This is a genomic window from Streptomyces cyanogenus (genome assembly GCF_017526105.1).
GTDB lineage: Bacteria > Actinomycetota > Actinomycetes > Streptomycetales > Streptomycetaceae > Streptomyces > Streptomyces cyanogenus.
Genome location: NZ_CP071839.1, coordinates 7,087,635 through 7,100,852, shown reverse-complemented (window position 1 = coordinate 7,100,852; position 13,218 = coordinate 7,087,635). Strand labels below are relative to the sequence as shown.

At 70.7% G+C, this 13,218-nt stretch carries 10 protein-coding genes and 2 pseudogenes; 6 read left to right on the top strand and 6 right to left on the bottom strand.

All coding sequences use genetic code 11. From position 1 onward, the window contains the following. Positions 1 to 27 precede the first annotated feature (27 nt). Positions 28 to 468 (bottom strand): pyridoxamine 5'-phosphate oxidase family protein, encoded by a 441-nt coding sequence (locus tag S1361_RS31855; RefSeq protein ID WP_208035335.1) that lies wholly within the window; start codon positions 466 to 468, stop codon positions 28 to 30. Between the two features lie 175 nt (positions 469 to 643). On the opposite strand from S1361_RS31855, the gene S1361_RS31850 reads away from it, so the two are divergent. Next, positions 644 to 985 (top strand): STAS domain-containing protein, encoded by a 342-nt coding sequence (locus S1361_RS31850; protein ID WP_208035334.1) that lies wholly within the window; start codon positions 644 to 646, stop codon positions 983 to 985. A 160-nt stretch (positions 986 to 1,145) separates the two neighbouring features. Here S1361_RS31850 and S1361_RS31845 read toward each other — a convergent pair whose 3' ends face one another. Continuing rightward, complete coding sequence (locus S1361_RS31845; RefSeq protein WP_208035333.1) at positions 1,146 to 2,126, bottom strand: Acg family FMN-binding oxidoreductase; 981 nt, start codon at positions 2,124 to 2,126, stop codon at positions 1,146 to 1,148. Between the two features lie 298 nt (positions 2,127 to 2,424). Between S1361_RS31845 and S1361_RS31840 the strand changes: the two genes are divergently transcribed. The 3 genes and pseudogenes from S1361_RS31840 to S1361_RS31830 all read left to right on the top strand — a co-directional run. Continuing rightward, the gene (locus S1361_RS31840; RefSeq protein ID WP_208035332.1) at positions 2,425 to 3,024 is read left to right on the top strand and encodes an Rv1733c family protein; all 600 of its coding nucleotides are present in this window, start codon (positions 2,425 to 2,427) and stop codon (positions 3,022 to 3,024) included. 79 nt (positions 3,025 to 3,103) lie between these two features. Continuing rightward, positions 3,104 to 3,960 (top strand): annotated as a pseudogene (locus tag S1361_RS31835) (DNA cytosine methyltransferase); the annotation flags it as partial. Beyond that, positions 3,960 to 4,313, top strand: a pseudogene (locus S1361_RS31830) (DnaB-like helicase N-terminal domain-containing protein); the annotation flags it as partial. The pseudogenes S1361_RS31835 and S1361_RS31830, both read left to right, overlap by 1 nt. A gap of 151 nt (positions 4,314 to 4,464) precedes the next feature. Here S1361_RS31830 and S1361_RS31825 read toward each other — a convergent pair. The 4 genes from S1361_RS31825 to S1361_RS39500 form a co-directional block, all read right to left on the bottom strand. After that, positions 4,465 to 4,953, bottom strand: a complete 489-nt coding sequence (locus tag S1361_RS31825) for a hypothetical protein (RefSeq protein WP_208035331.1) — start codon at positions 4,951 to 4,953, stop codon at positions 4,465 to 4,467. Positions 4,954 to 5,022: 69 nt separating this feature from the next. Next, on the bottom strand, positions 5,023 to 6,708 hold the full coding sequence (locus tag S1361_RS31820) for a CHAT domain-containing protein (RefSeq protein ID WP_208035330.1): 1,686 nt from the start codon (positions 6,706 to 6,708) through the stop codon (positions 5,023 to 5,025). Next, positions 6,705 to 8,114 (bottom strand): hypothetical protein, encoded by a 1,410-nt coding sequence (locus S1361_RS31815; protein ID WP_208035329.1) that lies wholly within the window; start codon positions 8,112 to 8,114, stop codon positions 6,705 to 6,707. Before S1361_RS31815 ends, S1361_RS31820 begins: the two co-directional genes overlap by 4 nt. Before the next feature lie 108 nt (positions 8,115 to 8,222). Continuing rightward, positions 8,223 to 8,687 carry an IS110 family transposase gene (locus tag S1361_RS39500; protein WP_243769373.1) on the bottom strand — a complete coding sequence of 155 codons (465 nt, stop codon included), beginning with the start codon at positions 8,685 to 8,687 and terminating at the stop codon, positions 8,223 to 8,225. Positions 8,688 to 10,846: 2,159 nt separating this feature from the next. Between S1361_RS39500 and S1361_RS31805 the strand changes: the two genes are divergently transcribed. Further along, on the top strand, positions 10,847 to 11,521 hold the full coding sequence (locus S1361_RS31805; RefSeq protein WP_208035328.1) for a trimeric intracellular cation channel family protein: 675 nt from the start codon (positions 10,847 to 10,849) through the stop codon (positions 11,519 to 11,521). Between the two features lie 48 nt (positions 11,522 to 11,569). Next, positions 11,570 to 12,850, top strand: coding sequence for an amidohydrolase (locus S1361_RS31800; RefSeq protein ID WP_208035327.1), 1,281 nt, complete (start codon positions 11,570 to 11,572; stop codon positions 12,848 to 12,850). Positions 12,851 to 13,218 lie beyond the last annotated feature (368 nt).

Sequence of the window (13,218 nt, the reverse complement as noted above, 5' to 3'; positions counted from 1 at the left end):
CCAGGTCACGATGAAGGTGCCCAGTGGTCAGGCGGAAAGGTGCAGGCCGTACATCGTGCGACCTCCGACGAGTTCGCGCCCGGTGACCAGTTCCGGCTCGATGCGCACGAAGACCTCCTCGGGCGAGGGGGCCCAGGAGCGCGGGCCGATCCGCTCCAGGCGTGCCGCCTCGGCCGGATCCGTCACGATCTCGGCCCGGCCGGTGACGACGGCGCTCCAGCCGGAATGCGTCTCCGCATCGGCCGCGTCCGCCTCGAACGCGACGACCGCGCCGTCGACCGCGCGTGCCAGCTCGGAGGCCGCCGAGGTGCGCAACAGTACCGCTCCGTCGGCGTCCAGGCCGAAGTTCACCGGCACGACCGCGGGCAGCGCATGGCGCGTGTAGACGATGCGGCCGATGGAAGCCGTCGCCAGCAGGCGCAGGCACTCGTGACGACCGAGTTCGCGGAAACCATCGTTCGGGTACATGAGTCAGCCCGTCCTTCGCCCGGTTGGGGATCACATTCCATGCTGAGCCCGCCGGCAGCCGCGGGTGAGGGCCACGGGTCCCGCCTTGGCCGGAGAGCGGCCCGAGGAAACGTGGCGGCGAAGGGGGGCCGGACGGCCCTTCCGGCACGCCCATCGGCCCGGATTTCCTCTGACCATGGCCGAAACCCTCACCTCATTCGCACCCCGCCACACCGAGCGTGTCGCCGGCGGGACGACCGTCCTGGAGCTGCGCGGTGAGATCGACATCCTCACGGCACCGCCCCTTGGATCGCGCCTGGACGATCTGACGGCCGTCGTTCTCCCCGACGTCGTGGTGGACCTCCGTGCCGTGTCCTTCATCGACTGTGCCGGACTCGGGATGCTGTGCCGGGCGCGGAACAGGGTAGAGGAACGGCACGGTCGGCTGCGTCTTGTCACTGACAGCAACCAGTTCCTTCGAATTCTTCGTGGCGCGAGGTTGGATGGCGTGTTCGAGATGTACGACCACCTTCCCTAAGCCTTGGCTGCTGTGCCCGCCACGATCCCCTCCGCCGCAGCGGGCTGACAAGGCCGTTGGCGAGTAACCCGCAACCACAGGGGCTGGACGCCCAGCATCAGGCAGTCGGATGACCGTGGCTCCAGGACCACGGCGACTCGGGCGGCCCGGCCGTTGAGCGTCACCACACCTGATCCGGTGCACGTCGCGGAGTGGCCGGGCCCTCCGGGCCGTACCCGAGGCGAACCAGCATCTGCGCATGCCCGGTGCGGTCCGGCACGTGGCTCAGGTCGCGGCGCAGGTCGGGCCACTCCATCGGCTGGTGGAGCAGGGAGGCACGCATACCGTGCGCCGTAGCCGCCAACAGGACGTGCTCCAGCGCCTGTCCGGCGCGCAGCCAGTCACTGCGCCGGTCGTGCCCGGTGGTCAGCAGGGCTATCGCAGGAAGGGACTCGAAGGGCTGGGCCGGCAGCCGCTCAGGGCGCCGCTGAGCGGTGAAGTCACGCATGGGCAGCCGCTCGCGCGCGTCCTGGGGCCCCAGCACCGCTTGCGGTATGCCGACTCCGGTGGGATCGTCCGGGTCTCGGTGCACCCATCGGCGGCTCTCCACTGCCCGGTCGGCGTCGGCCCGGTTGCGGTGCTCGGCTTCCGTGGCCACGCGCAGCACCCGTGCCGTCTCTGCGGCCCCGGGAAAGCTCAGTGAGGCACCTTCTGTATGAGCAGCTTCCGCGAGTTCGGCTCGAACGTTCGGCGGAAGCGGCCTGCCGGAGAAGGGGACCCTGCTGCTGTGCCTGCGCCAGATCATCGGGTAAAGGTCGGGGCGGTGCCCCGCAGCGTGCCGCTGGCCCATCCCGGACAGTCGCAGGATGGCCAGCACGCTCGGGTCCTCGGGATCCGGCAGCAAGCGTACGACGGGCGCCCAGCCGAAGTGGGTCGCCGCCACACGGAGGTTGAAGACCGCTGCGCCGACGGACAGATGCAGAGCCCGGCCGACTGGATCGGCGTGGGGCAGAGCGCGCTCGGGTGCGGCGCAGACCTCCAGCGCGACGTTGTCCGGGTCGAGCCGGAAGCGCCACGGCTGGGTGTTGTAGATCGAGGGCGCGGCCACGGCGGCCGAGATGCAGTCTTCCAGGGCCGCGGCGCCGAGGGGCGCGGTTCGCATGATGGCCTCCTCCGTAACGAAGTCGGACAGGTGCGGATGTCCTACGAGCGTGAGAGCACTACGGCAGAACGGTGACGGGCCGATGGTCCCCTTGCCGGGCCCGTTCAGTGCACACCGACCACGACGGACGGGCACAGAACCACGGCGGTTCAATGACCCGTGCGTGTGCTGGGCCGAGCGACCCGGCACCATCCCGGGCGTGGCCCGATCGGCCCTCCATTTCCGCCTGATCGGCCCATGCCACGGCACGCCCGCGGCTGTCACCTTCGTGTGCGTGACGACGAGGAGGTGCGGAGAGATGCGCGAGGACAGGCCCGCGAACAGGAAGCGCAGGCGGACGAAGGTGCCGCTGTGGCGATGGCGGAACAACCCGATCCGGCGACGCGACGACGTCCTCGAGGCATGGCTCGTGCTGGCCATATGGGTACTCATCGCGGTGGGTGGCACGGCGGCCGGTGTGGTCACGGCCCATGCAGCGGACCAGGTCTTCGCCCAGCAGCGAGCCGACCGTATCCCCGTCAGCGCCGTTCTCCTCGATGACGTCCCGCGTACCGCGACCTCAGAGATGGGCAGAGACCTGGCCTCGGCAAAGGTCCGTTGGACGAACTCCGACGGCTCCATGCGTAACGGCATGACGCTGGTGACCACTGGGAAGAAGGCCGGCTCCACGGTGAGGGTCTGGATCGACGGCCAGGGGAAGCTGAGCACCCAGCCACCAACCCCCACCAAAGCGGCCGTCGAGGCGGGACTCTTTGGAACCTCAGCCGCCCTCGCCCTCAGCGGCGTGGTGTTCGGGATCGGGAGCGCCGGGCGGTGGTGGCTCGACCGTCGGCGTATCCAGCAGTGGGACAGGGAGTGGACGCTGGTCGGGCCGAAGTGGGGCCACAAGACCAGTTGACCCGCGAACCCCGTGCAATGATCAACCGGCCGCGCCCAGAGGATGATCTTCAAATTCCGCCGAGCTCTTGTCGGCCGCAATGGTGCCGGACGTCCTGCTTCTGTGGAAGCAGTACGCGGCAATCCTGCGGTCCTGGGGGTTCTCGGTCTGGTACGGGATCCTCGACGCCGCCGACTTCGGCGTTCCACAGACGCGCAGGCGGGCGATCCTGCTCGCCTCCCGGTCCGTACGGCACAACCTCCCACGCCCACGCACGCCCAGATCGCCGAGCCGGAATCGCTGTTCGGTCCGGGCCGCGCCCGCTGGGTCAGCATGGCCGAAGCCCTGGGACGGGGCGCGACCGACCGGCCCGTTCCCACCGTCTGCGCCGGCGGCGGACCGGGCGGCGGGCCCGAGCCGTTCCCATCGGGCTCCCGCAAGACGCTGTCCGACGCCCGGGAGCGCGGCAGCTGGATGCCCAGGCCGGATGGTGTGGTCCTGCAGTCCCGTCGCGAAGGCGCTGGATGGGCGGCCCGGCTCGGTACCCGCGAGAACGGTGCCGCCGACGCTCCGGCGCCGACGTTCACCTCCGAGGCGCACCGCTGGACCTGGTCCCTGCGCAGCAACAGCCAGGCCAACGCCACCGTCCGTCCGCTGTCCGAGCCGGCGGGCACGCTGTTCTTCGGTCACCGCGCGAACGAGTGCACCTGGGTCGCCGAACCGGTGTCGGCTCCGGCCGACGACACGGACGTGCCAGCGGTGCCGGAGCCGATCCGGATCACCGCCCGCGAGGCCGGCCTCCTGCAGACCTTCCCCGCCGACTACCCCTGGGCCGGCAACAAGGGCCAGCAGTTTTCGCAGATCGGAAACGCCGTGCCGCCGTTGCTCGCCGGCCACCTCCTCGCCCCGCACCTCGGCGTCGCCCTCGCCCCCGACGACTTCACCCTCGCTGCCTGATGCCCTACGCCCCCGAACCCGAACCCGAAGAAGACGACCTCGACACAATTGCACCGCCCAAGCCGGTGTTCCACGTCGAGCAGGCGCTCCTCGGAGCCCTGCTCCTCGATCCGCACCGTCTCGGCGACGTGACCGGCATCGCCGCCGACTCGTTCTCCACCGCCACGCACGCCGCCCTGTTCGCCGCGATCAGCACACTGCCTCCGCCCGACCCGGCCGAGCACGCGAAGAACACCAAGTGGCTCGACCGAGTGCTCGCCACGGGCCGCCAGCAGGCGCGCGGACTGACCGCCTCCTACCTGCACACCCTCGTCCAGGTCTGCCCCTGGCCCCGCCACGCACCGGCCTACGCGCTGCCGCACCGCTCCCTGACCCTCACCGCGCGCTGGCACGACCGCGTCGACCCGAGGGGCGGCGAGGTCAAGGTGAGCACCGGCTGACCCGTCCGACAGCGCCGCCCCGCCGGCCGTCGTGCTCGCGGGCACGGTCCGCGGCCGGACGGAACTACTCCTGGGGCATAGGGGGATACGCGATCCACCGACGCTGAGCGGCCGACCACATGACCACGGTGCCGGGCGGCTGGGAGTCAAGGTCGAACTCCGCCATCAAGGTGTACGCCATCTGCCGGTCCTCGCGCGGTGGCGAGTCCTCCGTGATCAGAAAGCCCTTGCCCAGCGCCGCCCCCTCCGGCCGCTCCATGACGGCGCGGTGTCCCTCGCTGTTCGCCGGCAGCTCGTTGACGACCTCGCTCACGCGTTCCGCCGCCTCCGTGCCGTGACGGGCGCGCATCGTCGCCCAGAAGACGGCCGCGCTGCGGACGACCGTGACCACGGCAGCGAGCATCTGCACATACGGTTCGAGGTCCTCCACCCCCATGTCGGGTGAGTACTCGCGGACGTCACAGCCCGCGTCGTGCAGGATCCACGTGACCTTGTCGATCCGCTCCTCGTCCAAACCGGTCAGCTTCACTTCGACTACTGGCTTGTGCTCCATCGAGTTCCTTCCTGGGAGTATTGCCGTCTTGGTCCGACGGGTGGAAGCACCGAGCCCGGGCGGTGCCCGTCACAGGCCCGTGTACGCGAACGCCGCCCAGTGCCTGGGAGAGGCGAAAGGCGCTCGGTCGGGCGGGCCCCCGATCGTCGGCCCCCACCGGTAATAGGCCTTGCCGTACCGGGCGTTCAACTCCCGCGCGGTGGCGGTGCGCAGTGACCGCTGCGCCGCCGCCAGAGCGGACGGACCACAGTGCCCGGCGCGAATGTTGTCGTAGAACATCCTCAGGACGAGGGCCGCGGCGTCCTCCTGCACCGTCCACTGCGCGGCCACGACCGCCGCTGCGCCCGACTGGACGAGTGTTCCCGGCAGGCCCAGGGCCTCGTCGGGAAGCCGCCGGTCGACGATGTGGCCCTCGCATGCCATGAGCACGACGAGGCGGGCACGGACTCCGCCGTGCGAAAGAACCTCCCGTACCGTCACCACGCGGTCGCCTCCGACCAGGGCGCTGTCCAGGGCGTCGCGGCGGTCGGCGCGCCCGTGACAGTGCAGATGGACGATGCCGCTCCGGCGGAGTGTCGCAGCCAGCTGGTGGCCGGAGGCGGATTCGCCGGCAAAGCCCCGGGCGGCTCCGACGTCCCCGGCGAGGGTCCGGCCGCGTACCAGTACGGGGAGTCCGCGTGCGGTGCGGACCACGGCGAAGCTCACCGGCAGCGCCGCGAGATCCTCCGTTCCGCTGGATGCGGCGTGTCGGAGCAGCCGGGCGTTGGGGGCGTACCGCACCCCCCGCAGGGCGGGCAGTTCGAGGAGCAGCGCGGCGTGCAGGGGGAGGAAGGACAGCGTGCCCACGGCCACCAGGGTCACCAGCGGGCATGCGGCGAGGTCCGCGGCGAGCGGACCGCGGCGGAACTCCTCCACCAGCGGCCGGAGCGCCTGTCTAAGCTCCTGGAGCACGATCTCCGTGCTTGACCCCGGTTCCCCGACGTCCGAGGCGTGGGCCATCCCTTCGGCCCGGAGTTCGGGCAGGAACACCGCCCGTGTCCTCCCGCGGGTGGGGACCACCACCGCGTATCCGGTCCGCGCGGCCGAGGCCAGGTACACCACCGCGCCATGGGCGGCCGCTTCCCGGATGGCGCTCGGCGCCCGGGGGCGGTTGCCGTGGTCCGGCCTCAGGAGACGGCCCGCGGCCTGCTCGGCCTGCCACAGGTCGCCGCGGGCCCGGAGCAGCGCGGGGAACTCGTCCGCCGATGGCGCCCGCGGCGAGCCGGGGTTCGCGGTGCCTGTCCGCGTGAGGTGGAGGCGGACCTGCTCCGCCACGTTCCGCTGGGCTGCCAGCAGATCGTGCACGGCCTGGCGTCCCCGTTCCCCGAGCTGTTCCAGATCGTTCAGCCGGCCCAAGTCCGTCCCGGAAACCATGCTGCTGAGGAGGATCGCGCGGCTCTGTTCGAGGACGTGCGCGGCCGTGTCCGCCTGACGACGGCTGCGCAGAGTCCAGTAGCCGGCTTCGGCGGCCGCGCCCTGAGCGGCCGCCATCAGGGCCATACGGCCGTCGACGCGGCTCAGCGGTTCCTCGGCGAGCACGGCCGCCTGGTGACGGAAGGCCGCCGCGGCCTCGCGGGCCAGGCCGGTGCTCACCGCCGCCTCGGTCCACGCGTGCGCGGCGCTGACACGACCGATCAAGTTGGTGGCCGCGGTGGACTCGGCGGCGCGCCTGAGGGCCTCCACCTCGGTGGTGGGCCTGCGTGTCCAGGGCCTCACCGGCGGCCCCGGCGCGCGTGCTCCCAGGCGAAGACGCAGGCCATGCAGTTGTTGGCGGCAGCGGCGAAGGGAGCGCCCTGGGCCAGCATGCGGCGGCGGAGCAGCCGCTTCGCGCGTCGCATGTCCCTGTCCGGGCTCCCCTCGGGGACCCCGGGACGGATGGCCGGGTCGGAGTGCAGCGTGGCGCGCCGGATCAGGCCTGTGGCCAGGCAGAGCCGTACGAAGTCCTCGAGGGTCGGTTCGGCGGGGCACTCGCGCAGTACCCGCTCCAGCGTGTCCACCGCCGTGTCCAGCACCATCAGGATGTCCCCGAGGTTCGGGAAGGCCGGGTCGGGATACTCCGTCGCCGCGTGACTCCACTCCGCCCGGGTGTGCTCGCGCTTGGCCAGCCGCTGGATGCGCAGGCCACCGGGCGGGCTCGCGTCGGCGGCCTGCCCGTACCGCGTGACCATCGCCCCGAGCAGCCTGCCCCGCAGCGTGCCGGCCTCGTACGCGTCCCGGACCGTGCTTCCGTCGCCGTCGCCGTCGCCGTCGCCGTCGCCGTCGACGCCGACGTCTACGGTGAGCGGCCGGGGGACGTCGGCCTCGATGTACTCCGTGAGCTGGTAAACCGCGAGCGCGCGCCGGTCGGCATCGGCCTCGTACCAGGCGCCCCACATCCTGGGGTCGCGCCGGGCAGCCTCGGCGAGGATGCCGAGGGCGTCCGGCAGTTTCCCGCCGTCCCCGGTCTGCTGGGCCAGTGTGTTCTCGACGTCGTTGCGGAGGTTTGCCAGGGCTCCCAGCCAGTGGGGGTCACCAGCCGCCGCCAGTTCGTCCCGGACGAGGCGCCATGCCTCCTCGCCGGCCTCCTGGGACCGGTCGACGATGCTGTGCATGATCAGGGCGCGCATGAGATTGCCCGTGGCCAGACGCCGCGAGGGGACGTCACCGGACAGCTGCACGGCCCGTCTGGCCACCTTGGCCGCGTACGCCGCGGCGGACGGCGAGCGCGGCTCGACGTCGCTCACCCTCATCTGCCACAGGTCCAGCGCCGGACCGTAGCCGCGTGCGTAACCAAGCATGAGGACGGCGAGAACGGCGAGGCCGACCGCCACGGCTGCGCCCGGCGGCGCGTGGAACACCCACATCGCCCAGGCCGAGGCGAGGACCGCGGGGAGTACCGCCCAGGATCCCGCGACGATCCGCGCCCGCCACGAGCCGTCCATCGTCGTGCGGTGGTGGTGGTGCCAGGACTGGCCGGCCACCACAATCAGGAAGACGCCGACGACAACGGGCACCGAAGCCTGCTGCCATCCGGTCATGCCCTCGGCGGCAGCCATCAGCCAGGCCACGCCGACTGTCGCCACGCACAGCGTCACGAGCCGGACAACGACTCCGCGCTTGCGCGCACCCTGGTACTCAACCACGGTTCGCCCCCCGGGTCGACGCACGGTTGCCACCACGCCCCCCGGCACGGCCCGATGCGCCAACTGACCCTGTGGCGAGCATAACGCATCGTAGGACGTTCGATACCGTCAGCGATCCCCGCATCTCCGCGCCGCAGGCCGCCGCACACGCTCACACGTCCGTGAACGACCCGTGCCGTCCGGCTCCCGAGGCGAACCGGGCGGCGCCGCACGCGCTGCGGCCTGAGCGTCGAGCGGGTCCGACTTCCCGAGCAGTAGGCGGGCCGAGCGGTCGGCCCGGTTCACTTCGAAGACCTGAATCTGCTGGGCCAGCAGGTAGCGGGACAGGACCGCGTCGAAGGTGCCGGTGCCCTCCACACCGGCCCGGCGCACCGTACCCCGCTTGCGGGCCCACACGAGCACCTGTCGGTAGCCGGCCGCCGTCGCGGGAAAGGACTCCGTTCCCAGAATTTTCCCGAGCGGGGTGATCACGGCGGCAACATGCACCTCGCCGTGCGTGTCCACGCCCAGGACGACCTCGCGCCGAACGGGCGGATCCGTGCTCGAGGTGGTGCTGCGCTGTCGGGTCGTCATGATGGTTCGCCTCTTACGTGGTGACGTGCTGGCTAGGGTGGATGGCACCGGCCCGCTCGGGCGGTCTGAACCGTGATGGCGCCCGAAACTCGGCAAGACCCCTATGGGGATACGCCCTGTGGCTCGGCATCAGCACGCGCCGTCTCGCAACGACAGTCGACAAGCCCGTGACTGGACACTCCGGTCATAGATCTCATGAGTCAGACCCCCGCCCGGGACGGCACTGCACAACCGTCCCATCGATGCCGACCCAACGGCTTCACTCGATCACTGCCGGATAGCTTCGTCCGAACCGGTGCTCGACCGGACCTGGGTGGGCTGACAACGAGTCGGCTTCGTCCACTGGTGACCGGCATTGGCGGATAGCCTCATAGCCCGCTTCACCAGTTGTTCCACGTGTGCGTCCGTGGGTGTTCAGCTTCCCGTGCCGTGAGCACGGTCAGGGCGTCACCGTTGTCGGTTCGGCACGAGCGCGCGCCTCCGCCCACGCTCCTACGCCGGGTGTGGCACCACTTCATGCCGCCACTCAGTTCGCGAGGCGGACCAACACGGCTCCGGTGACGACGGCGACGGTAGCCGCCATGAGGAGACCGGCGAGAGCGCCGATCCCGGCGATCAGAAAGAGAGATTGGCCGGGGTGCCACAGTGGCATGGCTGTCGCGCAGAAGACGGCCAGTCCGGCCAGCCAGGCAACAGCGGTGGCAAGGGATCCATGTGCCGGCGCCGGTGATGTGGCGGCGCAGCACCCACCACTGGGCGGCACCCAGGCTGAGCAACAGGAGCAGCCCGTCGACGGCGGCCAGGCCGGCTGCGGCCGGCCGGTTTCCGATTCGCGGGAGCATCGCCGAGGGCAGCAGACCCAGTAGCCAGGCGAGGCCGGCGGCCACCGCGGTGGCCGCCACCCATCGGCGCGGCCGCAGATCGGGCAGGACTTGGTGCAGCACGTGGGCTTGAGCCGCACCCAGCAAGATCCCTCTGCCATTCCTGCCGCGACCAGCACTGGCCACTCGATCACCGTGGAAGTTCCGCCGACGACGGCTGCTGCTGCCGGAACGCAGAAGCCCGCCGTTTCCCCGAGTGTTGCCAGCACCGTCACCGGGCCCACAGTTGCCGCCCCCTCGCAGGAGCTCGCTCGGCGGCGTTGTCGCCGCACTCGCTCTGCCCGCCTGATAGGCGGCCGGACGCCTGATCACGACCATGGGGTCGTCGGGGCTGGTGTGGGCGTACGGGTGGCCTCTGCTGTATACGCGCTCCGCAGCGGAACGGCCGGGATGTCCCATCGGCACCAGGCGCCCCAGACCCTCCCGGGGCACGCCCCCCTGACGGGGCTCAGTGAAGTTGCGCCACCACTGCTTGGCGGTGGCGCGGCCGACCAGCACCACGGCCTGGTCGCCGTCGCGCGCGTACAATCCAGTTCACCACTCGCGGCCGACGTACCGCGGTGACTGCATTCGTCGGCGGCACGCTCCCTGTGTCCATGCCTCCAGAGTCTGGGCGGTCGCGTGGTCCTGGCCAGGGCCGTTCGTCTTCGACGGACGAGCCGAACGGCTCCCGCCTCGCGGAGCCTGGCAAGAGCCGGCCCCGCCACAGTTCGGGCAGGACAGCCCGGCACCTGTTTCGACGAAGGGCTTGCGGGAGCAGCTTGCGGTCGCAGAAGTACCAGCGCCCTCTCAGTCGGACGAGGACCCGGCGGGACCCCAACGGCCTGTACCAGGGGCGTTTGTATGCGCTGTGTATGCGGATCACCTGAGTCCGGCAGTCCGCGCACCGGCCCGGGCGAGCGGTGGACACCGACCGCCTCCACCACCAGGACGCCGGAGGAGCCGCTGACGCGCTCCACTCAGACATCGATCCCGGGAAACAACGTCCCGCTCGCTAGAGCAGGAAGCACTCTGCCGAAAAGGACCCGCGCTCCCCTCGCAGACCTCAGGATGCACGGAACTGCGGACAGAACCTTGAAACCGACCACTGCCCGCTCATGGGACCCACACCTGCTCATCGGATCTTCCCGGCCATACGGCACCTGACCTGCGCATAGACGCCACAATCGCAGTCCATCTCGTCAGTGGCCGAAGAATCTGCCTCGCATGCCATGCCCGGCGGGCACGCGGCGTCCTTGGCTGCTTCGATGGTGGAAGGGTGAAGGGAGGGAGACGCCGGTGTCTGTGGCCCGGGCGTTGTCGCCAGAGAGTCTGACCGAGCTGACCAGGGCGCTGGACCTGAGCGGAGTGTTCGCCAACGGCACACTCGGCGGTGTGCTGGCCCGGGCCCGACGTCTGGACCTGTTCGGCTTCCTGGTCATCGGCATCGTCTCGGGCCTGGGCGGCGGAATCCTCCGCGACACCCTGTTGCAGCACGGCACCCCCGTGGCCCTGACCGACTACACCTATCTCACGGTCGCCATCGCCGGCACCCTGCTGGCCTTCCTGGCCGACCTGAGCCGCCACACCTCCGGTTGGGCCTTCACCCTCCTGGATGCCTCGGCGCTCAGCGTATGGGCGGTCGCCGGCGCGCAGAAGACACTCGCTGTCGGCCTGGGCTGGCTGCCGGCCGTGCTGCTGGGCACCATCACAGCGGTCGGCGGCGGGGCCATCCGGGACCTGCTTCTGACTCGCACGCCTTCCATCTTCGGTGGCAATCCGTTGTACGCGACCGTCGCGGTGCTGGTGAGCGTGGTGATGGTTGTCTGCAGCCGGCTCGGCGCACCCACCGTAGGTGTCCTGGCCGGAATCGCGGTCGGCATCGCGTTGCGGCTGGCCGCGTTCCACTGGGGCTGGAGGCTGCCGGGCAGCCGCGACTGGCGGCCGGGGCCGGTCAAGGGCCGGGAGCCCTGACATGAACCGGCGCTGGGACCACCAGCCGAGAGGGAGGAGTGCACATCCATGACGCTCAAGGACTCCGCGGATGCTGTGCTGGCCGGGCTCGGTGCTGTCCGGTCCGAGCTCGAAGAGGTCTACAAGGACTTGCACGCCCACCCCGAGTTGGGACACCAGGAGCACCGCGCCGCGGCCGGTGCGGCGGAACGCCTGAGAAACTGCGGCTACCGGGTGCACGAGGGGATCGGCGGCACCGGTGTGATCGGTGTGCTGGCCAACGGCGAGGGGGCGACCGTATTGCTGCGGGCCGACATGGACGCGCTTCCGGTCCTTGAGGAGACCGGTCTGCCCTACGCCAGCACGGCCGAAGCCACGGACGCCTCCGGCCGACGGGTGCCCGTGGCGCATGCCTGCGGTCACGACATGCACGTCACCTGCCTGCTGGGAGCGGCACAGCTCATGGCCGCCGCCCCGGAGGCGTGGCAGGGCACCCTGGTGGCCTTGTTCCAGCCTGCCGAGGAGCCGGGGGATGGTGCTGACCGGATGCTCACCGACGGGCTGACCGACCGTGTTCCCCACCCGGACGTCGTCTTCGCCCAGCATGTGCTTCCCTATCCGGCCGGGCAGGTCGGCACCCGCGCCGGATCCTTTCTCTCCGCGGCGGACAATGTGAAGATCACTGTCCATGGCCGGGGTGCTCACGGCTCGGCACCGCAGGCCGCCATCGACCCCGTGGTGATCGCCTCGATGATCGTCGTCCGGCTCCAGACGATCGTCTCGCGCGAGCTGGCCGCCACCCAGCCGGCCGTGGTCACGGTGGGCTCCGTTCAGGCGGGCACGAGCGGCAACGTGATTCCGGAGTCGGCGGAACTGCTGGTGAACGTGCGCACGTACGACGACGAGACCCGGCAGGCCGTCCTGGCCGCCCTGCGTCGCATCGTCGATGCCGAGTGCGACGCATCCGGGGCGACTCGCGCGCCGCAGATCGAGGAGGGCACCCGCTTTCCGCCGACCGTCAACGACGACGGGGTGACCCGCGAGGTCTCCGACGCTTTCGCCGCGATGTTCGGGGAGCGCGCGGTCACCATCGAGATGCAGAGCGCCAGCGAGGACTTCAGCCGGATCCCGGACGCCTTCGGCACCCCGTACACCTACTGGGCCCTGGGCTGCGCCGATCCGGACGCCTACCAGGCGGCCCGGCAACGCGGCACCGTGGCTCAGGAGATTGCGGTCAACCACAGCCCCCGCTTCGCACCGGTCCTGCAGCCCACCCTGGACACCGGCGTCCAGGCCCTCGTTACAGCCGCACTCACCCATCTCGGGAAACCGGGCCGTACGAGCCGATGAGCCTTCCGGCGCCGGTTCGCCTCTGATGCCGCAGCACAGGGCAATCGACCGCCTCGGCGGCAGTCTGCGCAGCTGGCGCGGCTTCGGTTCTCAGCGCCGCGCTTCACACCTCCGTCAAGGAATGCGGGTGGGCGGCGGTGAACGCACGCGGTCACCTGGACGGACCTGCTGGCACGCGCTCCACTCCCGGCCGTGGTTTCGTTCCTTGCGGAACTCCCTGCCCGCCGGAGCGCGCGATACCCAAAAACGGAAGAACGCAAGACGCGCACTGAATTGAATCGAGGAACCGATGACTACGTACAGGGTCGGCTACTTCGTGGGAAGTCTGGCGACTCCCCCGGCGTCCTCGGCACTGCCCTAGCCAAGCA